The sequence below is a fragment of the Chitinophaga filiformis genome (assembly GCF_023100805.1).
Taxonomy (GTDB): Bacteria; Bacteroidota; Bacteroidia; order Chitinophagales; family Chitinophagaceae; genus Chitinophaga; species Chitinophaga filiformis_B.
The window spans coordinates 4,887,704-4,911,872 of sequence record NZ_CP095855.1 but is presented as its reverse complement, the minus strand read 5'-3'; the positions used below and the strand labels follow the sequence as shown (position 1 = coordinate 4,911,872).

17 protein-coding genes are annotated in these 24,169 nt (G+C 48.4%); 8 read left to right on the top strand and 9 right to left on the bottom strand.

Going from position 1 to position 24,169, the window contains the following annotated elements:
• Nucleotides 1-173: 173 nt before the first annotated feature.
• The gene (locus MYF79_RS19200) at nucleotides 174-386 is read left to right on the top strand and encodes a hypothetical protein (protein WP_247809259.1); all 213 of its coding nucleotides are present in this window, start codon (nucleotides 174-176) and stop codon (nucleotides 384-386) included.
• A gap of 162 nt (nucleotides 387-548) precedes the next feature.
• On the top strand, nucleotides 549-1,592 hold the full coding sequence (locus tag MYF79_RS19195) for a rhodanese-related sulfurtransferase (protein ID WP_247809258.1): 1,044 nt from the start codon (nucleotides 549-551) through the stop codon (nucleotides 1,590-1,592).
• 402 nt (nucleotides 1,593-1,994) lie between these two features.
• Here the strand turns inward: MYF79_RS19195 and MYF79_RS19190 are convergent, their stop codons facing one another.
• The 4 genes from MYF79_RS19190 to MYF79_RS19175 form a co-directional block, all read right to left on the bottom strand.
• Complete coding sequence (locus MYF79_RS19190; protein WP_247809257.1) at nucleotides 1,995-2,660, bottom strand: efflux RND transporter periplasmic adaptor subunit; 666 nt, start codon at nucleotides 2,658-2,660, stop codon at nucleotides 1,995-1,997.
• A gap of 97 nt (nucleotides 2,661-2,757) precedes the next feature.
• Nucleotides 2,758-4,161, bottom strand: coding sequence for a sensor histidine kinase (locus tag MYF79_RS19185; RefSeq protein WP_247809256.1), 1,404 nt, complete (start codon nucleotides 4,159-4,161; stop codon nucleotides 2,758-2,760).
• Nucleotides 4,158-4,844, bottom strand: a complete 687-nt coding sequence (locus MYF79_RS19180) for a response regulator transcription factor (protein WP_089836354.1) — start codon at nucleotides 4,842-4,844, stop codon at nucleotides 4,158-4,160. Before MYF79_RS19180 ends, MYF79_RS19185 begins: the two co-directional genes overlap by 4 nt.
• Before the next feature lie 298 nt (nucleotides 4,845-5,142).
• A complete protein-coding gene (locus MYF79_RS19175) occupies nucleotides 5,143-7,191 on the bottom strand; it encodes an ABC-F family ATP-binding cassette domain-containing protein (RefSeq protein WP_247809255.1) in 2,049 nt (682 codons plus the stop codon).
• A 113-nt stretch (nucleotides 7,192-7,304) separates the two neighbouring features.
• On the opposite strand from MYF79_RS19175, the gene MYF79_RS19170 reads away from it, so the two are divergent.
• From MYF79_RS19170 to MYF79_RS19150, 5 genes are all read left to right on the top strand, one after another.
• On the top strand, nucleotides 7,305-7,868 hold the full coding sequence (locus MYF79_RS19170; protein ID WP_247809254.1) for a DUF3347 domain-containing protein: 564 nt from the start codon (nucleotides 7,305-7,307) through the stop codon (nucleotides 7,866-7,868).
• A gap of 155 nt (nucleotides 7,869-8,023) precedes the next feature.
• Nucleotides 8,024-9,964, top strand: a complete 1,941-nt coding sequence (thrS, locus tag MYF79_RS19165) for a threonine--tRNA ligase (protein ID WP_247809253.1) — start codon at nucleotides 8,024-8,026, stop codon at nucleotides 9,962-9,964.
• A gap of 207 nt (nucleotides 9,965-10,171) precedes the next feature.
• Nucleotides 10,172-10,861 carry a translation initiation factor IF-3 gene (infC, locus tag MYF79_RS19160; RefSeq protein WP_247809252.1) on the top strand — a complete coding sequence of 230 codons (690 nt, stop codon included), beginning with the start codon at nucleotides 10,172-10,174 and terminating at the stop codon, nucleotides 10,859-10,861.
• A gap of 130 nt (nucleotides 10,862-10,991) precedes the next feature.
• Nucleotides 10,992-11,384: a response regulator gene (locus MYF79_RS19155; protein ID WP_247809251.1), complete on the top strand. Its 393-nt coding sequence runs from the start codon at nucleotides 10,992-10,994 to the stop codon at nucleotides 11,382-11,384.
• An 18-nt stretch (nucleotides 11,385-11,402) separates the two neighbouring features.
• Nucleotides 11,403-14,429 carry an ATP-binding protein gene (locus MYF79_RS19150; RefSeq protein ID WP_247809250.1) on the top strand — a complete coding sequence of 1,009 codons (3,027 nt, stop codon included), beginning with the start codon at nucleotides 11,403-11,405 and terminating at the stop codon, nucleotides 14,427-14,429.
• A 132-nt stretch (nucleotides 14,430-14,561) separates the two neighbouring features.
• On the opposite strand, the gene MYF79_RS19145 is transcribed toward MYF79_RS19150, so the two are convergent.
• Genes MYF79_RS19145 through MYF79_RS19130 form a run of 4 tightly spaced genes read right to left on the bottom strand, consistent with a single transcriptional unit; the run spans nucleotide 14,562 to nucleotide 21,645 of the window.
• Complete coding sequence (locus MYF79_RS19145) at nucleotides 14,562-15,878, bottom strand: DUF4302 domain-containing protein (protein ID WP_247809249.1); 1,317 nt, start codon at nucleotides 15,876-15,878, stop codon at nucleotides 14,562-14,564.
• 10 nt (nucleotides 15,879-15,888) lie between these two features.
• The gene (locus tag MYF79_RS19140; RefSeq protein WP_247809248.1) at nucleotides 15,889-16,737 is read right to left on the bottom strand and encodes a putative zinc-binding metallopeptidase; all 849 of its coding nucleotides are present in this window, start codon (nucleotides 16,735-16,737) and stop codon (nucleotides 15,889-15,891) included.
• A gap of 20 nt (nucleotides 16,738-16,757) precedes the next feature.
• Complete coding sequence (locus MYF79_RS19135) at nucleotides 16,758-18,215, bottom strand: RagB/SusD family nutrient uptake outer membrane protein (RefSeq protein WP_247809247.1); 1,458 nt, start codon at nucleotides 18,213-18,215, stop codon at nucleotides 16,758-16,760.
• A 16-nt stretch (nucleotides 18,216-18,231) separates the two neighbouring features.
• Nucleotides 18,232-21,645, bottom strand: a complete 3,414-nt coding sequence (locus MYF79_RS19130) for a SusC/RagA family TonB-linked outer membrane protein (protein ID WP_247809246.1) — start codon at nucleotides 21,643-21,645, stop codon at nucleotides 18,232-18,234.
• 178 nt (nucleotides 21,646-21,823) lie between these two features.
• On the opposite strand from MYF79_RS19130, the gene MYF79_RS19125 reads away from it, so the two are divergent.
• Nucleotides 21,824-22,804: a cation diffusion facilitator family transporter gene (locus MYF79_RS19125; protein WP_247809245.1), complete on the top strand. Its 981-nt coding sequence runs from the start codon at nucleotides 21,824-21,826 to the stop codon at nucleotides 22,802-22,804.
• Here the strand turns inward: MYF79_RS19125 and MYF79_RS19120 are convergent, their stop codons facing one another.
• Nucleotides 22,805-23,992: a serine hydrolase domain-containing protein gene (locus tag MYF79_RS19120; protein ID WP_247809244.1), complete on the bottom strand. Its 1,188-nt coding sequence runs from the start codon at nucleotides 23,990-23,992 to the stop codon at nucleotides 22,805-22,807. It abuts the gene before it with no gap.
• Nucleotides 23,993-24,169: the final 177 nt, after the last annotated feature.

Sequence of the window (24,169 nt, the reverse complement as noted above, 5' to 3'; positions counted from 1 at the left end):
TCATTATTTTATATACAATAATAATCAAATAGTTATAAAGGTTGGGATATGTTCAAAGTTTCCTGAACAATTTCCCTATGCCACACGTTGTAGTAAGAGTAAATCATATTTTGAGCCAGTTTACCTGTGTATCGTATAACATTTTCATGTGATCTCTAATTAAACTATCCCTCATGAAGAGAATTGCAATGATTGCTTTCATTCTTGGTATTTTAATGGCAACCCTGGCCTATGTGGCAGAAGTGAATGACTGGAATGGCCTGCCTGAATACCTCACTGTCGGGTTTGCCGGTTATGTGTTGATTATCAGTGCTACGGCGTATTATCTGACCACTATTTTGTACGAGTGGTCCAGGGAGACGGAGACCTGGCAGGGAGAACTCTGAGAATTTTACTACCTTTGCGCCGCCTGGCCAGCTGAAAAAGTGACATCAGTCAGCAAAAAGTCTGACTTTTTTTAGGATGACTGATGCAGCTCATTGTTTGGCAAGGCGAAAAACTGAAATTTTGCTCACAAGGCAAGTGTTCTTAAAATTTCTTTACGCAAAATGGCATTACACAACAGAGTATCTGCAGCTGAACTGAAGGTTCGGCTGGCAGCAGAGACATTTCGACGCGTTACTACATCATTCTACCAGTACGCAAAGATCGAAGATCCCAACGCTTTCCGTGACGAATTATACCAGCGGCTCTACACCCTGGGCGTATTTGGGCGCATCTACGTAGCCCATGAAGGTATCAATGCACAGGTCAGCATTCCCGAACACAATTTCGACGCTTTCAGGGACACCCTTTATTCTTATCCGTTCCTCAACGGCATACGTTTGAATATCGCTGTGGACGATGATGGCAAATCCTTCTGGGTGCTGAAGATCAAGGTCCGCGAAAAGATCGTGGCCGACGGTATTGAGGATCCCACTTTCGACATGTCGACAAAGGGTAAGTACCTCGATGCCAAAAGCTTCAACGAGCTGACTGAGGATCCTGATACAATTGTAGTGGACATGCGCAATCACTACGAATATGAAGTAGGCCATTTCGAAAATGCTATAGAAGTACCTTCTGATACCTTCCGTGAGCAACTGCCTATGGCGGTTGATATGCTGAAAGACAAGAAGGATAAGAATATCGTGATGTACTGCACCGGTGGCATCCGTTGTGAAAAAGCATCCGCGTATATGCTGCACAATGGTTTCAAAAATGTATTCCACCTGGAAGGCGGTATTATTGAATATACCAACAAGGCAAAAGCCCAGGGGCTTCCACTGAAGTTCAAAGGAAAGAACTTCGTGTTTGACGACAGGCTGGGAGAGCGCATTACAGACGAAGTGATTGCCCAGTGTCATCAGTGCGGTAAGCCCTGCGATACGCATACTAACTGTAAGAACGATGGTTGTCACCTGTTGTTCATCCAGTGCGACGAATGCGCTGCCAAATACGAAGGTACCTGCAGTGACGAGTGCCATACAGTGGTGCAGATGTCGCCGGAAGAACAGGAGCAAATGCGGAAAGGAGTAGATAAAGGAACGATGTTCTTCAATAAATCCAAGCAAAGGTTAAGACCCAGGCTGGGAAAAGATAAAGTACAATAACAGATTTTCAAATTGAATACCGGGAAACCGGGGAACAGCATTTTGTTTGCGCTTGTTGTAATCATGCAACCCGGAAATGCGTATACTAACAAAACGTCAATCGGCTCCGTCAGGAGCCGTGTGTTTGTAGTCCGGGGTTTTCGACCCCGGGGATGTATATACCCCATAACGCATTTTCGCATACAGAACACGTTTGTAACACGCACCGGTAATGTGTTTTTGCCTCCCTGGACGAATATGCACCGGTAAAATAAAAAAACCGCCCCGCGTTGTTTCTTCTGCGGCGGGGCGGAGTAATTGAGCATGTAGAACAGTTCAAACAAATGTAAACACCTGTAAGAGCTGCGCGTAGCATGTCCATTCTATCAACCTATATGCGAACTAAAACCCTATTGATCAGCGTTAATTATCACTCAGTGCTTCGTATATCTGTTGCTGATGTGCAGATATGACGTTTTCACCCACATTCAGTCCTCTGAGGATATAAATAATATCACCGGTAGTCGTGTACGTTTGTACTTCCCTTACCTGGATATTATATTTATCTTTAAATACCAGTACGAAATTCTTACTATGGTCTGCTATGACGGCTGTTTCCGGTATGGCTACCATGTCATCGCCGGCGCTGCAGTGAACGATCACTGATGCCTTCATCTCTGGTTTCAGCCATGCTTCGGGGGCGGTCAGCAGTATATACAGCCGTCCGGCTGATGAATCCTTCGGCGGATAGACGGTCTCCACTTTTCCATAGAACACTTTTTCGGGAAGGCTTGCTGTAATGATCTCTGCTTCATTACCCTCTTTCACATTTTTCAGATCAGCCTTTGCAACATCTATCAGTACATCTGTCTTGCGGGCATTCCACTTGTTCCGGACTATTCTGCCCGGCAGCTGTAACTCCTTTTGTATGGGTTTCAGACTGGCGGTATCTATCCTGATCGTTTTCAACATTGTATCGCTCAGCACGAACGTCTTCTTCTGGGCGCCTCCATCAATCTCCGGGTGCTTACATGCAGTCAGGCATAGGCTGGCAACAAATAAGACGAGGATGAAGGAGATGCATTTCATGACGTATTTCAGAATTAAGGCAAAGCTCCGCAATCCTACTTAAAGAGGGCTTTAAAGACAATTAAAAAGTCATTAAAATGTGCTGGGAATAGACATCTTATTGATGCCTGTGCGGTAAAACGACGGTAAAAGTGGTGCCCTGTCCCTCTATAGATGCGACAGAGATCTGGCCTTTATGCAACACGACGATCCTTTTGCAGATGGAAAGTCCCAGGCCATGGCCACGTACCTGGTGGGAATTGGCGCCCCTGTAAAAGGGTTCAAAGATCTTCTCCAGGTCTTCGGGGGCTATGCCCATGCCATTATCTCTTACCTGTACCTGGATACTGGCCGGGGTAAAGTCGATGGTGACGTAGGTGGTATTGTCTGAAGAGAACTTCAGTGCATTGTCCAGCAGGTTCAGGAAGAGTACTTTCAGGAGGCTTTCATTCCCCTCACAGATCAGTTCTGTATCCAGTTCCGGCACTTTGAGGAAACGGATATCCACCCGGGGGGATTTATGTGGTTCTGCACCAGGGCCGGCGGGTGCATGCTTCAGTTTGATCAGGTTGCCCATTTCCAGCAGGAGTTCATCTATCCTTACCTCCGTGAAGACAAACTGCTGCTCGTCCAGTCCTGACTGTGCCAGCTGTAACAGTCCGTTGCTCAGGTCTGACAGGTGCTGGGCATCTTCCAGTACGGAGGTTAGGGTATCCTGGTATACCTCTTTACTTCTTTCCTTGGACAATGCTACCTGTAACTGGCTGATGATAGATGCCAGCGGCGTTCTCAGCTCGTGCGAGGCATTGCTTACAAAGCTCTTTTGCAGGTCAAAGGCATTGCTCAGGCGTTTCAGCATGGTATTGAAATTGGCTCCCAACTGGGCAATTTCATCCCTTCCTTTGGCGTCTACTGTCATGCCCTGGAGGTTGTTGGCGTTGATGGTCTGTACCTGTCCTACAAGATTGTCAATGGGTTGCACCATTCTTTTGGCAAAGAAGTAGCCGACCACCACCAGTAATATGACCGCTACGATGATCTCAATGATGAGGATCTGCCGCAGGTTCTGCAGGTTCTGAAAGCCATATTTATCAAAGGAAGTGACCAGTACGATCACTGAGACCTTCCCCTCCGTATAATATACGCCTACCAGCTCACCGTTATCACGCTCATGGCTATACTCGCCGTACTTTTTGATATAATCCAGCAGGTGGCGGGAGGTACGGATAGCCGTATCTTTTATATTGGAATACAGCAGGTCGTAAGCCGGGTCGTAAACCAGGATGGTTTCTTTATACAGGTCCTGAAAGGTAGTTTTATCCAGTTTCCGCAGCAGGTCTACTTTTACGCGGTCATCTTCAATGATCACGTTGGCAATGGAACGGGCCCGGTATTCCAGGCGTTCCAGGTATTCCGCCTTACGGGACTGTGCAGAGAAATAGTATGCCAGGATGGCGAAAGTGTTCAGCAGTACGAATGCTGAAATAGAATAGGAGAGCGCTATTTTATACTTGATCTTCACTCTTCGGCAAGGTAATATCCCATTCCTGTTTTTGTATGGAGCAGCTTATTATCAAAGTCTTTGTCGATCTTCTTCCGCAGGAAGTTCATATATACTTCTATTACGTTGGTACCGGTATCAAAGTCTATATCCCATACCTTTTCGGCGATCACCAGTTTAGAGATCACTTTCCCTTTGTGCAGGGCAAGGAATTCCAGCAGCTGGTATTCCTTTGCGGTCAACGCGATCTTTTTACCGGCCCTGGTTACTTCCTTCTTCTCCCGGTCTATCTCCAGGTCGCCGATCACGATCTTATATTGTGTATTTTCCTGTACTTCAGAACCTGCACGTTTCAGGAATACCCTGATGCGGGCCATCAGCTCCCGGAAGTCGAAGGGTTTGACCAGGTAGTCGTCAGCTCCGAGTTCAAACGCCTGCATCTTGTCGTCCATGCCGCCGAGAGCGGTGAGCATAATGATAGGGATGGCGTTATTTTTCCGGCGGATCACCTCACATACTTCGTAGCCGTTGGCGTGGGGTAGGTTCAGGTCCAGTATCACCAGGTCGTAGTTATTACTGGCGCCGAGGCTTTTGCCCATTCTGCCGTCATAGGCAACGTCTACTTCAAAGCCGTTTTCCTCTAAACCCTTTTTTACGGTATTAGCCACTTTGATTTCGTCTTCTACTACGAGTATGCGTTGCATATGTTATCCCAGTTAGTTCGCTGTATTGAAGGTACGAGTTATGCGCTTATTTATGCTTGTAATATTTGCGGTTTTGATTGGCGGTTTCTTGGCGTGTTGCAGTTTGTCGCGGTTTCAGGTGGGACCCCGGGCTGTAGCCGTTAACCTTGCCAACATTTAAGCCCCCGTCTTCCAAATCAACAACCAGTAACCTTGTTTACGCTTAAGGTCCAATTCAATAACCGGTAACGTCATCAGGGGCGAGCCCTTAGCGGCCAGCCATTGCAATAGCCCCTGAATGCTATTGTAGGAAACGCGATTAGCCTTCCAGCTCCATGAGCTTTTCGAAGGCCTTCTCATAATCCTCATTCACCTGTTTCAGTTCCTTACCCAATAGCGCGTATTCAGATTCGAGCTGCTGGAAGCGCTTTTTATCGGAATAGGTCTGCGGATCGTTCATGGAAGTTTCCAGGGCAGCCTTTTTCTCATTAAGGCGGGCCAGTTGCTCTTCCAGTTGCTGGAACTGACGTTTGTGTTTCTGCAACTCCTTTTGCTTCTCCTTGTCTATAGGAGCGTTCTTTTGCTGGCTGTTGTTGTTATTGCTGGTATTACCTGCGTTCTTATTATTGTTGTTGCCGTTGTTACTGTTGTTATTATTATTACCGCTGTTGTTGGTGGCGTTATTATTTGCTGGCCGCTCGTTCTTTATGTCCTTTTTTTTTACATCGTTGGCGCTCTTGTCGGCGGAGGCGAGCTGTCTGGCATTTTCAGCCTGACGCTTTTTATACTCTTCCCATTCGGCATAGGTGCCCTTGAATTCCTTGATCTTTCCGTCTACGATCTCCCAGATCTTGTTGGCTGTCTGGCTCACGAAGTAACGGTCGTGGGATACCAGTACGTAGGTACCGTCGTACTGCGACAATGCATCAATCAGCATCTGTACGGAGTTCATATCCAGGTGGTTCGTAGGCTCATCCAGCAGGAGGAAGTTGGCCTGGCTGATAATGGTTTTCGCCAGTGCTACGCGGGCTTTTTCACCTCCGGACAGTATCTTGATCTTCTTGTAAACGTCATCTCCTGTAAAGAGGAAGCAACCCAGAAGGGCGCGGAGCTCCATTTCTGTACGGCCGCTACCGAAGTTTTTCAGTTCGTCCAGGATCTCGCTGTTCAGGTCCAGGCTTTCCAGCTGGTGCTGGGCGTAGAAGCTGGGTACGACGTTATGTCCGCCGATACGCTCGCCTTCCATTGGTTCTGTTCCTGCTATTACACGGAGCAGGGTGGATTTACCTTTACCGTTGGCACCGATCAGGGCTATTTTGTCGCCGCGGTTGATCTCAGCGCTGGCTCCTTCGAGGATGGTGAGCTTACCGAAACGTTTGGTTACGTTGTTCAGTGTAGTGATGATCTTACCGGGTATCCTGTCAGGGGTGAAGTTGATACGGATCTTGGATGGACCATTGTCTACCTGTTCCACTCTTTCCAGTTTGTCGAGGCGTTTGGCAATACTCTGTGCCTGCGCGGCCTTGGATGCTTTGGCCTTAAAGCGCTCGATAAAGCGTTCCTGCTGGCGGATATAGTCCTGCTGATTTTCGTAGGCACGCTGCTGCATTTCACGGCGCAGGTCCTTTTCCTGTTCGTAGTCTTCGTAGTTACCCGCATAGTGGTGTAACTGCTGCTGGTAGAGTTCTACTATTTTGTTGACCATTCTGTCCAGGAAATAACGGTCGTGCGATACGATGATCACAGCGCCATTGTAGCTCTGAAGATATTTCTCCAGCCATTCGATGGAAGGGAGGTCAAGGTGGTTGGTCGGTTCATCGAGCATGAGCACATCCGGTTGCTGCAGGATCAGTTTGGCCAGCAGCACACGCATGCGCCAGCCCCCGGAGAATTGGCTGTAGGGGCGATCCAGGTCGGCTGTGGAGAAACCGAGGCCTTCCAGTACCTGGGCGGTCTTATGACGCATATTGTAACCGTCGAGGGCCTCAAATTCATGGAGCTTATCAGCGTATTCCATGAGAAGGGCTTCTTCTTCGTTCGTTTCCAGTTCTTTAGTGATGCGCTCCAGTTCTTTTTCCAGTTTGATGGCCTGCTCAAAGGCGGTCATGCCCACATTCAGGATAGATTCGTCAGATTCAAAGCTGAGCAGGTCCTGGTTGAAGAACCCGAGGGAGAGGTTTTTGATCTTGTTGACACTTCCTTTCGAAACAGTGTACTCGCCGTTGATCACGCGTAAGATGGTAGATTTACCGGTACCATTCAATCCGATCAGACCCACACGGTCGCCCGGTACTATATGCCATGAAGCGTTTTCAACGATGGCCCTTGCGCCAAACTCAAAAGTTATATCCTGTAGTGCGATTAGCATTGCTAAATTAAATTGAAGGTGCAAAGGTAGTGCTTTTAGAGGAGAGTCCATAGTCTGGTGAGCAGTTCTATCGACTGTTTCGATTATCTTTGGACGCAAAAGCAAAATAAAACATGAGGTCAGCTATAATTCTGGTTATCACCGCATTCCTTGCCTGCAATGAAGCCGCCAAGGCGCCTGTCGCCACACAGGCAGACAATGGTCCGCTGAAGGCCCCCTATGCCACCGAATTCTATGATTCACTGCAAACAACCATGGATGCCTATTATGACCTGACCGATGGCCTGTCGCAGGGCAATGCTACCTACACCGACAAATGGGCTGCCATCCTGCGGCAGCATATAGATAGCCTTCCACTGGGCACACTGCAGATGGATTCCGCAAAACTGGGCGCTATCCGGACCGCTACGGGCAGTATCAGTGCCGAGCTGACGGGGTTGTTGGGAGAAAAGGACCTGGAAGGGAAAAGAGCCGGTTTTGAAGCGGTCTCCGATATGTTGTACGACATTATCCAGGCCACAGGACTGAAGGGAAAGACCGTTTACCGGCAATATTGCCCCATGGCATTCAATGACCGGGGCGCCTACTGGCTCAGCAGGAGCAGCAAGCGGCAAAATCCTTACTTTGGTAACGGAATGCTGGGCTGTGTGGAGGTTACAGACAGTTTACGCTATTAAGAAAGCCACATGAGGTAAGAATGCAGTGAGGGCCATTACATTTGATATACAAAAATGCCGTCATTTTTCTTAACTTCGCAAGCCGATTTTACAGGCTATTTAAAATCAATATAAAAGCAACACAGCAATAGCTGTAGGTTAACAGCTCAAATCGTATGATCAACATTACATTACCGGATGGCGCAGTTCGTCAGTATGAAGCAGGAGTAACTGCAATGGATGTTGCCAAATCCATCAGCGAGGGATTGGCACGTAAAGTTTTGGCCGCAAAATTTAATGGTCAGGTGACGGATGCGTCCCGGCCAATTACAACGGATGGCACGCTGCAGTTACTGACATGGACAGATACGGACGGCAAGGCTACCATGTGGCACTCTTCCGCTCACCTCATGGCGGAAGCGCTGGAAGCACTGTATCCGGGCGTGAAGTTTGGTATCGGGCCCGCTATCGAGAACGGGTTCTATTACGATATTGACCTGGGAGGACGCAGTATTTCCGACGAAGATCTGCAGAAGATCGGCGATAAGATGGCTGAACTGGCAAAAAAGAACAGCACTTACGAACGCCGCGAAGTAAGCAAGGCGGACGCTGAAAAATATTTCACCGAAAAGAACGATGAGTACAAGCTGGAACTGATCAGGGACCTGCAGGATGGTACCATCACTTTCTATACACAGGGGAACTTTACCGACCTTTGCCGCGGGCCGCACATCCCCAACACAGGGTTTATCAAGGCTATCAAGCTGACAAACATTGCCGGCGCCTACTGGCGTGGTAATGAGAAGAACAAAATGCTGACCCGCATTTATGGTATCACTTTCCCTACCCAGAAGGAGCTGGACGAATACCTGCACCTGTTAGAGGAAGCTAAAAAACGTGACCACCGCAAACTGGGTAAGGAACTGGAACTGTTCACCTTCTCTGAAAAGGTGGGCCTGGGGCTGCCTTTATGGTTGCCAAAAGGCGCCATGCTGCGCGAACGCCTGCAAAGCTTCCTGCAGAAAGCACAGATCGAAAGCGGTTATATGCCGGTGGTAACGCCGCATATCGGTAACAAGAACCTGTATGTTACCTCCGGTCACTACGAGAAATATGGCAAGGACAGCTTCCAGCCCATTCATACGCCGGAAGAAGGCGAGGAGTTCATGCTGAAACCAATGAACTGCCCGCACCACTGCGAGATCTATAAATCCAGCCCGAAGAGCTATAAAGACCTGCCGGTGCGCTTTGCGGAATTCGGTACCGTGTACCGCTATGAGCAGCATGGTGAATTGCATGGTCTGACCCGCGTACGTGGCTTTACCCAGGATGATGCGCACCTTTTCTGCCGTCCCGACCAGGTAAAAGAAGAGTTCATCAAGGTGATAGATCTCGTACTGTACGTGTTCAACAGCCTGAACTTCACAGACTATACCGCCCAGATCTCCCTGCGCGACCAGGAAGACAGGGCAAAATATATCGGATCGGACGAGAACTGGAACCTGGCAGAACAGGCTATTATCGAGTCAGCCGCCGAAAAAGGCCTGAAAACAGTGGTAGAATACGGTGAAGCAGCGTTCTATGGCCCGAAACTCGACTTCATGGTAAAAGACGCGCTGGGGCGTAAATGGCAGCTGGGTACCATCCAGGTGGACTATAACCTCCCCGAGCGTTTCGAGCTGGAGTATGTAGGCGCGGACAACCAGAAACACCGCCCCGTAATGATCCACCGTGCGCCATTTGGTTCACTGGAACGTTTCATTGCCGTACTGATAGAGCATTGCGCCGGCAAATTCCCGCTGTGGCTCACACCTACACAGGTGAAGATCCTCCCTATCAGCGACAAGAACCAGGCTTATGCAGAAAAAGTGGCAGAATTGCTAAAAAATGCAGAAATTCGCGCAGAAATAGATGACCGCAACGAGAAGATAGGGAAAAAGATCAGGGAAACTGAACTTGCAAAAATTCCTTATATGCTCGTGTTAGGTGAGAAGGAGACTGCTGAAAGCAAAGTTGCGGTACGCAGACAAGCTAAAGGCGACCTCGGCGCAATGGACCTGGAACAGTTTATAGCGCTCGTAAAAGAGGAAGTAGTCAGCAGGAAACCATTCGAATAAGTCATTTCTCTACAAAAGATCATAAAATATATTTTTAACTAATTGAACTTTTGTATTTTCGGGTACGTTAATTGCTTTTATAGTCCATAGACAACAGATGCATGTCTGCAGATCTAATCCGCCCGGCGGAAGATACATCATTAAGACATTGTTCATGGACTATGGACGACTACTGACAATTATTAATTTGTAACTTTATTTTTTTTAATGCCACAAGGACCCAGACCAAGTTTTAACAACAACAGTAACAACAGGGGCAGAAACCCCAATTTCAGAAGAGAACAACAACAGGAACACCGCACGAACAGAATGATACGTGTACCTGAAGTACGATTGGTAGGAGAGAATATTGAAGTCGGGGTGTACCGAACGGAAGAGGCCCTGCGTATGGCAGAAGAACAGGGACTGGATCTCGTGGAGATTTCCCCAAATGCCGTACCGCCGGTATGCCGTATTATCGATTATAATAAATTCCTTTACGAAAAGAAGAAGAAGGAAAAAGAGATGAAAGCCAAAGCTCATAAGAGCGAGGTAAAGGAAATCCGGTTTACGCCAAATACAGACGATCACGACTTTGACTTCAAGGCAAAACACGCCGAGAAATTCCTCAAAGACGGTAATAAAGTAAAAACATACGTACAGTTCAAGGGCCGTGCTATCATGTTTAAGGAACGTGGTGAACTGATCCTGCTGAAGTTTGCCGAAAGGCTGGCAGAGGTAGGCGCCCTCGAAGGAATGCCAACCATGGAAGGTAAGCGTATGATCGCCATTTTCGCTCCCAAGAGCGCAAAAAAGAAAATGGAAACAAAAGAAGCCAGGGAAGAACGCATACAGCAACCGAAGGAACCTCGTCCTGCGGCAGCATCTTCCGAAGGTAAACCTGATCAGCAGGCATAATCCGATACGCTTTATTTACTTGGTGCAATTATATCAAATGAACCCGGAACCTTGCGTTCCGGGTTTTTTTATGGATCTCGAAACAAATCGGTACTCAACTTTGTGTATATTGGGTAAGTTTTGACACAATATGCAGGAGAAGATTATTTGCTTTCTGATTGACGATGATCAGGATGACCAGGAAATTTTTTCTCTGGCGCTCAACGCAATAGACGAAGATATAGATTGCATCACCGCCAACGACGGTGTGGATGCGCTTACTAAATTACGCAGGGAGCGGGGCTTTACACCTCATTTCATCTTCCTCGACCTCAATATGGTACGCATGAATGGCAGAGAATGCCTTAAAGAGATAAAGAAAATCTCACATTTAAATAATATCCCTGTTATCATATACTCCACTTCTTCAGAGCAGAAAGACATTACTGAAACGATGCTCCTCGGGGCTTCAGATTACATCGTGAAGCCACCCAGTATCTCAATACTCACAAAAAGATTGGAGCAAGTTTTGAGAAAGGAATAATGTTGATTCAGCTTATTTATGGAACTAACGAAGACTGTAATCCCTGAATTCCTCACCGGAGGTGGCGAGATGGGGGAACTTATACGCTCGAGGGACTGGTCTGAGACACCGCTAGGTCCGGCGGAAACCTGGCCCCAAAGTTTGAAAACCTGTATGCGGATCATTCTTACCTCCCGGCAACCGATGTTTGTCTGGTGGGGACCTGATCTGATCAATCTTTATAATGACGCTTACAGAAGTATCCTGGGTGGAAAACACCCGGAAGTGCTGGGTATGCCTGCCCGTGACGTCTGGAAGGAAATATGGGACCAGGTAGGGCCCCGTGCGGCAACTGCCATGCAGGAAAACGAAGGGACGTACGATGAATCCCTCTTACTGATCATGGAACGTAACGGATACCCGGAAGAAACTTATTATACATTTTCCTATAGCCCCGTGCCTGGCGACACAGGTGGCCCGGGAGGTATTATCTGCGCTAATACGGACGATACTCAGCGGATTATCGGTGAAAGACAGTTGATGACCCTGAAAGACCTGGGGAAACACCTGCCCGACAGTACCAGCGACGAAGATGTATATCGCAGGACTATCACCGTTCTGAAAGAAAATCCGGCCGATTTCCCCTTTGCCTGTATTTATCGTGCAGACCTGAAAGCAGGTACCCTCGAAATGGCGGGAAAGACAGATGTTTCTATCGGCGAAACTGTACTGCCGGCAATGCTGCAACTCGAATCCAGCCTGTCTGCCGACTGGAAGTTCAATGAGGTTATTCGTGAAAATAAATCCCTGATCGTTAACGGGTTAAAGGATAAATACGGACTCTTGCCTTCAGGTAGCTGGACGGTCAGCCCCGACAAGGCATTAGTGATACCTATTGTTCAAAGCGGCCAGGAATGCCCCTTCGCCCTGCTGATAGTTGGCTTAAGCCCTTACCGGCAGCTGGATGAAAAGTACCGCAGTTTTTTCCAGCTGGTGGCCGACCAGGTAGCAGGTGGTATCGTAAATGTACATACGGTCGAAGAAGCCCGTAAAAAGGCGGAAGCGCTCATGGAAATAGACCGGGCAAAAACAGCCTTTTTCAGCAATATTAGTCACGAATTCAGGACTCCGCTCACACTGATGCTGGGGCCACTGGAGGAACTACTGGCCCAGCGGGAAGGCAGCCTTAACGCGGAGCAGGAAGCGCATGTCATGGCCACACACCGTAACGCTTTACGACTGCTTCGCCTGGTAAATACATTGCTGGACTTCAGCCGCATTGAAGCAGACAGGGTACAGGCACGCTATTTCCCGGTGAACCTGTCTACGCTCACCGAAGATATTGCCAGCACTTTCAGGGCCGCAGTAGAGCACGCGGGACTTCAGTTCATTGTAAACTGTAGCCCCCTGACAACAAGTGCCTATGTAGACGGGGACATGTGGGAGAAGATCTTACTCAACCTCTTATCCAATGCATTTAAATACACACTGAAGGGCAGTATTACTGTGTCCCTGGAACAGGCAGGTAACCACGCTATACTACGCGTGAAAGACACCGGCGTTGGCATTCCCCCTGAGGAGATCCCTCATATGTTCGAACGCTTTCACCGTGTCAGGTATACCAAGGGCCGTACATACGAAGGCACCGGTATCGGCCTGTCGCTCGTAAAAGAACTGGTGTTGCTGCATGGAGGCGGGATCACTGTAGAAAGCGAGGAAGGCACCGGCACCACCTTTACAGTCATGATCCCGCTGGGCAACGCTCACCTGCCGGAAGACAGGATCATGGAAAACAACTACGAAGTGTATGCATCAGGGTTGAGCGAAACATATGTCAACGAGGCCTTGCACCTGGGACGTGAAAATGGAACGGGTATTAACGGTAATGTTCCCGAAGGGGAAGATAAAGCCCGCATCCTCGTTGTTGACGATAATGCTGATATGCGCGATTATCTGCAACGCCTGCTCGAAAAGCAATATACAGTTGATACAGCGGCCAATGGCCGGGACGCCCTGGAGAAGATCTCTGCAAATGCCCCGGAGTTGGTGGTGAGCGATATCATGATGCCGGAAATGGATGGTATCCAGCTCCTGCACCATATTAAACATGAGCCGGCAACCAGTTCATTACCAGTGATATTGGTGTCTGCAAGGGCGGGAGAGGAATCCAAGATTGAGGGCTATGATATTGGCGCCGATGACTATCTGACCAAACCTTTTTCTGCAAAAGAACTGCTGGCAAGGGTGCGCGCACAGATCAGGATCTCCCGTTTACATCAGCAGGCTATTGACATATTGCAACATAGTGCAGATGAACTGGAAAAGAAAGTGGAAGAGCGTACCGCCGAATTGCTGCGTAAGAATTCGGAGCTGGAGCAGTTTGCCTACATTGCCAGTCATGACCTGCAGGAACCCCTGCGTAAGATCAGGACATTCTCTGAACTGCTTCAGAATGGCCTGCAGAAAGGAATACCGGTAAACAACTATTTTGAAAAGATCCAGTCTTCCGCGGCACGTATGGCGCAGCTGATCAATGATGTGTTGAATTATTCCCGCTTGTCCAATACAGATGCGCAGTTTGTCTCCACAGATCTCAATACCATCCTGCAACAGGTAAGAACAGATTTTGATCTGCTGATTGAGCAGAAACAGGCCCGTATCAGCAATAACGACCTTCCGGTGGTAAAAGGCGTTCCTTCACAATTGGTACAGCTGTTTACCAACCTGATAGGCAACTCGCTGAAGTTCTCTGACAAACAGCCACTTATCACAATTACGGCTACCAGGTTGGAGGCGTCTGAACGGGCGTCTTACCCGGAATTAGAGAATGATCTCAACTATGTCAAACTTGAATTCAGCGATAATGGTATCGGGTTCGAACAGAAATTTGCAGAAAAGATCTTTACTATCTTTCAGCGCCTGAATGAGGGAAGGCTATATGCCGGTACAGGTATCGGGCTGGCCCTTTGCAAGAAGATCGTGGAGAACCATCACGGCGCCATCCGGGCCGAAGGACGGCTGGACGAAGGGGCTACATTTACGGTCATACTACCGGCAGATCAGTAAAAATATAAGACATAAAGAGGGCGTATCGTATTTGTCGATACGCCCTCTTTGCTTCATGGAGACAGCAGGCTGCTAACTAATGCTCACGAGGCACAATTCTCTTCCTGCATCCTCATCTGATATCGAATCATTTTATTGCGGGAATCCTGTAAAGTAGAAATCAGGATGTTCCACACTTTTCAATTGCCCCAGTTTTCCGTTCCCGCCCTGCGTATCCACTATAAAATCCATCGTAAAGCGGTCGTTACGGATGTAATCGAGCAGCGGTTTCATGTCACTGGCAATGGCACTTGCATTGCCTCCGAAGGTCTGTCCCGTAAAGTTGAATATACCGTTGGCAGTCTTTGTGTATGTGAATGGATATCGCGCCAGGTAAAGGGTATTATCCTGGATAATATAGACGTCCACATTCATCACCTGTTGACTCACATCAAAAGCAAATTCCGTGTAATAAAGGGTCAGCCTGTAGGGACCATTTTGCATTGAACTGGCAGCAGTGGTATAGATCGTTGTAAAAGTAGGCGACCATCCCGGTAACTCCTGCGGAGGCACGATAAGGGAAGAAAAGTCCACTCCCAACAATCTGTGCATAGGCACTACTGACGTGGGAGCGACTTTTACTTCTATCCGTTGACCATCAATAGTTACATAAAATACCTTCTTCACGCTGTCCCAAAACACTTCATGAAAGGTATTACCTCCGTAGACGATCGCTTGCTGCAGGTAAATGCCGTTCAGCGTATAATAGTAAGGAGTGGACAGCAGCTGTACCTGGTCTGCATCATCGATATAGATCAGGGTAAAGGTCTTGGTAAAGGTGTTGATACTCACCTGCAGCCGTTTTCCGTCACTGAATTGCAGATACAGCCAGGGATTCTGCAACATGTAGTTCTCCGTCCCGGCGATCAGGTTCGCAAAACTACCGGCGGCATATGCTTCCGCTTCTGCCTGGGTAGCTTTTACCAGTATCATCTTTGTGTCGAAAGAGATGCCTGTCAGCCTGATAGTATCAGCCGAAACACTGTCTATAGCATATTCAAAATCAACTGAATAGCCCGACCCGGTTTGTCCTCCGTAAACATTCGGATCCGGGTCAGACAGCAGGTGCAGATAGGAATAAGTGTCAAACAACAGGGAAGGCCTTTGTACCGCTTTGAGGCGATAGGTGCTTTCTTTACCGGTGCTTGCAGCGTCGAGTGTAACATCACTGTACATAGTGACCCGGTCGTTGGTGCCAAACCTGAAATAGAAACTATAGCCGCCACCTGCAGCAGGATAAACAACTGTTTTCCATCCATAGGTACTGCCTGTGAGCGTGGCTTTGTATTCCGCCAGTGCTTTTTCCATCCGTTCTTCCGGTTTCTCTCCGAAAAGCGAGGTAGTTTTATCTTTCTTACACCCTGCAAAAAGTATTGCCAGCAGAATGATATATAGTCTGTTATGAAGCATGTTTCCTGTTTTACAAATGATCAATTGCATCCTGTACCCTTGTCTGGAGATTGTAGAAATCAATGTTCCAGTTCTCTTTGAAGTAACGGACAATGATCTCTTCTTTCTGCCGGAATTTGGGCCGGGCATCAGCAGGTGCGGAAGCGACGATGGCCTCATATCCCTTTTTACCTTCTACCAGCATGGTAGATACCATTTCTACAAAGTCTTCATCCGGCGCACTGCGGGCATATTGGGTAATAAAGCCCTTTTCCAGCGCTTCGTCCAGTGTATAGTCATTCCAGCTACCGGTATAACCGGTGGAAATGCGTTTGTATTCGACCGGATATAAGATGGTCTGATGCAGGATGTGTGCAAACTCGTGGTGAATGGTATGGAGCATTTCACGTACAAATGGTTTGTCTGTAATATTGAAATCGTTCAGCCAGAACAACACGATCTTCCTGCCGCCTTCAGCGGTACCCAGGGTGATGGTATTGTTGGAATTGAACTCCGGGCTCCCCACCAGTACAAATTGTTTCTGGCAGTAGGTCTTGAAGAAGGTTTCTCCCGCTTCAGCGATATAAGGTGCTGCCCAGGTTTTCAGGATGGTAGACATGACAGGTTCCACTTTCTCTTCCTTCACCGGCACGAGTGTTTTGTTAATCGCCAGCTCGTAGCGTTCAAACCGGTACTTCACTTCTATATTGTAGGGCCGGGTAAAAACTGAATCTATCCAGAAATCGAGCGGGCCTTTCTCCCAGGTTTCACCACCCAGTCCGGGAATGTTTACGCTGTCAATTTTATCATCCTTAGAGCAGGCCATAAGACTGCCTAAAAGGATAAAGGCCATGAGCAATTTTATATGCATTTGTTTCATAGTCAATTAGTTTAAGCGGATTAACGGGGATTCAGTTCAAGACCTGCCAGTTCCACTTCCTGCGGCAGCTGGAACAGGCGGCGGGGATCATTCGGGGCCAGTGTTTCAGATTCGCCGGTCACACTGGTATGGGTAACGGGTATGTTATAACGTAGTATATCAAACCATCGCATACCTTCCTGGATGAATTCAGCCTGTTTAAAGTCCAGTACAGTGCTGATCAGGGCCGCCTTCATATCGGAGGTGCCATAATAGTTTTTCAGCTTGGAATCGGTGATCCTGAAATTGGCCGTATAGTCTTCTATACGCATGCTGGCGTAGTCGTTCAGGTCCTGTTTGGCAGCTGTAAAATTGCCCAGGTAGGTATTGGCCTCTGCGCGGTTGAACAGCACTTCTTCCGCTGTGAACAGTGGGAAAATGGTAAATGGAACGCCAATATTTGCATTAGCGCTCGAACGCACAAAGTGCTCCCGGAATTTCAGTATCAGCCAGTTATCCGTATTGCCACCGGAATAATACAGGGGTTGCACCCAGTCAGCGCCGGTTACATTCCGGAACTCGAACAGGGAGTATGCCAGGTCTGTACGCAGGCCATAGCGGTAAGAGCCATAGGAGCGTGCCCAGTCGGAAGGCGCTTCTACCAGCAGCAGGTTGGCAGTCTCGCTTGCCTTTGTATAAATGGCCAGCATTTCTGAACCTGTCAGCTGACTGTATACTGTCACCCAGGGCCGCAGATTTGACTTGATATTTCCGCCCGGAAATACATTGTTCGCATAACTGATCACCTTCTGGTAGTCCTTTTTGTACAGGTAGAAACGGGCAGCAAATGCATTGGCGGCCGCTTTGTTAAAATGATATTTGGGCACCTTGTAAGAGGTATTGTCAATGAGCGGCATACCCTCAAGCAGGTCCTTTTCTATCTGTTCATAGACATACGCGACTGTCTTCCTTTCGTACTTGCCATTCACCACCTTTTCAGGAGTGGTTACGTACGGTACACCAGGGTCCTGACTGGCCGTAGAGGCATCATATATCTTAGAGAAGAGGGTTACCAGCATAAAGTGGTTGTAGGCCCTTGCTACCAGTGCCTCGCCTTTCTGGGCAGTGTAGTCGGCTGGATTGTCTGCCTTGCTGATGGCATCCAGTGCCTGGTTGGCGGCAGCGATGGCCTGATAACAGGCGTTCCAGTAATAGTTTGGAGAACCCTGGGTTCTTTCCGTTACGTCCCGGAAAAAGAAAGGGTTGGTGTTGATCTCTTCGCTCAATGTACCGCCCGTACCTTTGTCGGCCGCATTATCAGACGCAGCCTCAGTAAAGGTGGCATAATCCGCCTGCGGGTAGGCAGTGACCAGCAACTCTGCCACTTTCTCAACTGTATTAAGTTGGGTACGCTGATCCGGCGCCGTTTCCAGGTATTTTCTGCATCCCGTTGAGAACAGTACGGCGGCAGAAAGTATATAGTAGCTTGTATTTTTCATCTGCCTGTGTTTTTCGTTATAAACCTGCTTTTAGAGAGAAGGTGAACTGTCTTGGTATAGGCAGGGCTACTCCACCTGAATTGAAGAATTCCGGGTCCTGGCCATTCAGCCGTTTATCTGAATAGATCAGCCAGACATTATTCGCTACCAGACTGACAGACAGGTTGTTAAAGCCTGCAGGGCGTATTAATTTCGGCGGCAGGTTATAAGACAGCGATACCTGCTTCAGCCTGACAAAGTCACCATCTGCTACACGGGCGGTAGAGTAGTTGTAATTATTGTAGGGACTGGCGCCGTTCAGCTGCGACTGACTTAACTTATCCATCACCGAAGGCACATTGGTGCGTTTTTCATCGCCAGGTAAGGTCCAACGGTTCAGGAAGTCATTTGAACTGGCATCCAGGTCGGTATAAATTTGTTTGAAGCCCGGATTCAGACGGATCTTGTTACCCGTGCTGTAGGTAACCAGGGCCGACAAGGCAAAATTGCTGTAGCGAAGGGTATTGTACCAGCCGCCTGTCAGCGTAGGATCAACAGGACCGTTGTATACCAGGTTCTCTATCTTGTTGCTCTGCAGGTAAACATTACCGCTTTTCACGCCGTCCTGATTAGTGAACACCGGTGTACCGTCTTTAGGATTGAGCCCCTCAAACGGTATGGAATAAAGCCCCCGCACCGGGTGCCCAACGGTAGCTCCGCCTTCGGGTACTACCAGGTCCCAGATGATAGGGATGTTCTGCAGGTTGGTGATCTTCCCTTTGTTATAGCCCAGGGTTAATTGCGTGCGCAGGCCCCATTTGCTTTCATTGACGATATTGTAGGCGATAGTGGCTTCCACCCCATGCGATTTCATGTCCCCGTAGTTGGCGATCTTGATGCTTTCCCCGCCGATACCGGAGGTCCGGATGGGGCCTATCAGGTCAAAGCCTTTCCGGAGGTAGCCATCCACGGTGATGGTCAGCTTATCCTTGAAAAAGCCGGCGTCAATACCCACATTGGTTTCATATTGTTTCTCCCAGGTCAGCTCTGAATTCTCCAGGCTCTGGATATAAATGGAGGATTCTATTTCTGAAAGGTAAGGGCGGTCGGTGCTGCGGTTCTGTAATACCACGCTCGAGTTCCGGGCATTACCCATACTTCCGGTAAGACCGTAGGTGGCTCTGAGCGTCAGCCTGTTCACCGTGCTCTGGTTCCGCATAAAATCTTCCGTATCTACGTTCCAGGAGCCGCTCACGTTCCAGGTGGGCAGCCAGCGGGCAGTACGTGATTCCCCCAGCAGGTTGGATCCGTCGTAACGGATGCTTGCATTGAAGTTATATTTCCCTTTATATGAATAGGCGGCGTTGGCCAGGTATGCCAGGTAGCGGTCATAGTTCATCGCCATGCTATAATAGTTGAAGTTGTTCTCAACATTCTGCTTGATGATATTCGGATCTATGAACGGCACACCGCCTTTGTCAAACTGGTAACCATAACCATCGAACTGCCGGTTCTGTCGGTTAGCATAGCGGAGTTCCTGTGCTCCCAGTAAATTGATCATATGGATATCATTCCAGTTCTTGCTGAACTCCACCGTGTTGCGGAAGTAGTAGCTGACGAGGTAATCATCTTCCGTAGTATAAATACCGCCATAAGGTAATACCACTACAGGTTCAGCTTCGGGGTCATCAGGATTGCGATAGAGGAAACGGTTCCGGTCCTTGATGGTGGCATCGCCGGCGGCACGGTAGGCCTGTGGCATATTGGAGTTTTCCTTGATCTTGTGCTCCTGGGTGGACTTCACATACCGGATGTTGCCCAGGAAGGTGTATTTCAGGTTCTTCAGGATCTTATAGGAGAAATCACCCTGCAGTTTGATGTCAAGCTGGCTGAGATCCATGTAGTTGTTGCGCAGCTCATTCACAATATTGAAAGGAGCGAAGTTGCGCGTGAAATATTCCAGTTTGCCCTTTTCATCATAGGCGGTGAGGGCGCGGCTGGTATTGAGTGAATAGCTGTAGGGGTTGATATCAAAATCGCGGTCGAACTGCCCGGTTACAGGATTACTGTTCCTGTTCAGTGTGCCCGGTACCCGCTGATCGCGGATAACAGCCTGTGTAATGAACCCGAAGGATACTTTGTCGCTGATATTGTAATTGGCCCTTACATTGCCCGTAAAGCGTTTCAGTTTATCGGCCAGTGTCCAGCCCTGGTCCTGCAGGAAGCTGGTGGAGACGTAGAGCTGCGATTTGTCGGTACCGGAAGATACGCTCAGGGAATGCTCCTGCATAAAGGAATTGCGGAACAGTACATCGAACCAGTTGGTATTGGCCTTTGCGTATCTTTCCAGGAACTGCCGTTTGGATGCTGGGCTGTTGTACAGTCCGAACTGGCCGTTAGTGGCGTTATAGGTATCAATGAGATTGTACATTTTGGTATAGACGCCGCCATTCTCCGCACGGGTGGCATCAGAATGGTTGAGCCAGCCTTTCAGGGACAGCTCATTGTAAAATGCCATCTGATCGTCCGACTTCATAATATCAAACTGGTCGTAGGTAGGTTTCAGGTAACTGGAGAAATTGCCGGTATAGGAGATGACTGGTTTGCCGACCTTTCCCTTTTTGGTGGTGATCACCACCACGCCGTTCATAGCGCGGGCGCCATAGAGCGAGGTGGCAGCAGCGTCCTTGAGTATCTGGAAGCTCTCAATATCGTCTGTGTTCAGGCCAGCTACAGAAGAGCCCAGCAGGGTAGCAGGGTTACCGGTGGAGAGCTGTTCATTGGATACATTGATCACGTCTTCCAGCACCACACCGTCTACCACCCACAGCGGCTTATTGTCGCCCGTGATGGAAGTAGCCCCACGCACGCGGATCTTCGGGGCTGCACCGAAAGTACCGGATACGTTCTGCACACTGACACCGGCCACCTGGCCTTCCAGCATACGGCTTGCATCGGCAATACCGTCGCGCTTTATGTCAGACGCTTTCACGCTGGCGGCGGCCCCGGTGAACAGTTTACGGTCGATGGTCTGGTATCCCGTTACCACCACTTCCTTCAGGGCGCTGATGTCTTCTTCAAGGATGAGACTGACGGGCGTGCCAGCTTCCACCTTCAGCTCCCTGGACTTATATCCGATCATGGAAAAGACAAGGGTGGCGCCTTTTTTAACCTTTAACGTATATGCGCCTGCGGCGTCGGTAATGGTACCATTCACAGTGCCCTTTTCGATCACATTGATGCCGGGAATGGCTTCCGGGCGGCCGCTCTTGCCATATACCCGGACTATACCGGTAACAGTTTCCGTGGCAGGCTGCTGTTGCTGGAATAATCCATAACTACCGGGCGATACAGCGGTACTGATCAGGGGAGAAGCGTTTGCATGGACTTCGCAGAATGCACTACATACAAGCAGGCATAACCACTTTGCTTTTGGGTTTAAAATGTACATACTACAGATTTTGGTTGCCCATTAAGGAGCTGAAAGAAAAACGATTATACTATGATACTCAGGATTATTACATTACTAAGGATAAATCAGTGCATTTCCAGATACAGTTGTCAGTCACAGAACCCTCTACTAACTTACGCAATATTTTCCTTTTCTTTGTAGATCAATCCATCACGTTTTGCAGAGAAGAGAATTACGCGTTATACTGGTATCACTGATTGTCAGTTTCATTTTGACGGGAACCAAATTCACGGCATGGTACATGACCAATTCTGTCGCTATTTTATCTGACGCACTGGAATCCATTATTAACGTAGTTGCCGGAGCCTTTGCCTGCTACAGTATCTATCTGACTGGAAAGCCAAAGGATGAGAACCATCCTTATGGGCATGGAAAGGTAGAGTTTTTCTCTATCGGTTTTGAAGGCGCTATGATCTTTATTGCCGGCCTGCTTATTCTTTTCAAGACCGCTCAATATTTCTTCAATCCAACGGCACTGGACAAACTCCATGAAGGCTTATGGCTCATTGGCGGCACCACGCTGGCCAACCTGTTATTGGGTTTGTTCCTGGTGCGTGAGGGAAAAAAATTATCCTCCATTACTATCTCCGGGAACGGGCAGCATATTATGACGGATGTGTACAGCAGCCTGGGACTGATAGCAGCCCTGTTGCTGATCCATTATACCGGCTGGCAATGGATAGATCCGCTGGCCTCCCTGCTGATGGGCGTATTGATCTTACGGAAAGGATACCAGCTGCTGAGAACTTCTATATCAGGCCTGATGGACGAGACGGATATGCGTGTAGTGGACAGGGTGATAGAGATCCTGAGCGCTCACAGACGGGCCAACTGGATCGATATACATAATATGCGGGTGCAGCAATATGGAAATAACTATCATATAGATTGTCATCTGACCCTGCCTTATTACCTGGAGCTGAGCGACGCGCACGACGAACTGAAAGCGCTGGAACGATTGGTCAATAGCGAATTCTCCTCCGGAGAAGTTGAATTCTTCATACATACCGATCCCTGTATTTCTATCTGCTGTCATTACTGTCAACTGGCAGAATGCCCGGTGAGACAGGATAGATTTACAGGGCTGATCCCCTGGACGAGAGAGAATGTGCTACCTAACCGGAAACACGGTGAATGATCATTCTTCCCCATCCTCAGTGCCATGCCCCAAAATGGCGCTTATCGGTTTTACTGCGCGGTAGATGTTGCGGTTGTATTTATTACCCAGAATGATGATAGTGGAAGTATCTTTAATAATACGGTTGAATACGGTGTTGTTGCCGTGCCACCAGCCGTTGTGATACACTATTTCGCTGCTGTCAGGATAGACCATTAACCGCCAGCCCAGGCCGTAGTTACGGATGCCTGGTTTCTCGTTGCTGTAAGGCGTATAAGCTGCTTTAATGGTTTCAGGGCTGAAGAGCTGGCCGCTGTAAAGCGCTTGGTCCCATTTGAGCATATCCCTGGCGGTACTGTAAATGCCTTTGTCGCCCACTACACCATCAAAATAAGTATCCGGTTCCAGCTGGCCATTGTATTTATGGCTGAAGGTCTGATGAGGGCGCAGGGCCGTAGCAGGAGCATATACAAAGGTATTGGTCATGCCGAGGGGACCAAAGAAGGTCTTTTGCATGAAGTCGGCGTACTTTTGTCCGCTTACTTTTTCAATAATTGACCCCAGCAGCATATAATTCGTATTACAATACTGGAAATGTGTACCAGGCTTATGCTGCAGGCGTGGCTGGTGTCTCACCATCAGCTGGATCACATCGTCATTGGAAAGGAACTTGTCCTTGTCAGGCCAGATGCTGTCGCAGAAGTAAAGGTAGTTGGGCAGGCCACTGCGGTGAGACAGTAACATCTGGATCGTAATACCTTTATATGGAAATTGCGGATAATATTTTTGTACGGAATCTGTCAGGCTCAGCTGCTTCTGCTCCATCAGCCAGAGGATGCCCATAGCGGTGAAGGTTTTCGATACAGACGCCAGCTGGAAAGAAGAACTGTCGTTCAGGGCAGAGGTCTTGTTCCTGTAATTTTCAAGGCCATGGTAGCGTTCAAAGATGACCACTCCCTTTTTAGCCACCAACATGGCGCCATTGAAGCCGGCGCGGACCATGTCCTGGTAAAAAGCGGTCAGTTCTGTTTGCTGTGCCTTGGTGGCCGGTGAGTTAAGGATGGAGAGCGCTGCTTCGCTCAACACTTCTGTCCGGGGAGTATCTGTTGTTTTGGTTTTACGGTTACTATTAGCCGCATTGCTCTGGCATGCGGTAATGGCATATAAAGCGATCCCTGAGATAGTCAATACAATATAAGCTGCTTTCATTCTGCTTTTAGACTCGATTCTGTTTCTGCTTAATTATAAAAGGCGCTAAAATTAGGCCCTAATGATTTGTTACACAAAAAAAACAGTCCTGAAAATCCGATTTTAAAGGTATTTTAAGATTTAAACCTCTGAAACGGTCAAAAAAGGCCAAATACGATATAATTTTTGACGAAATCA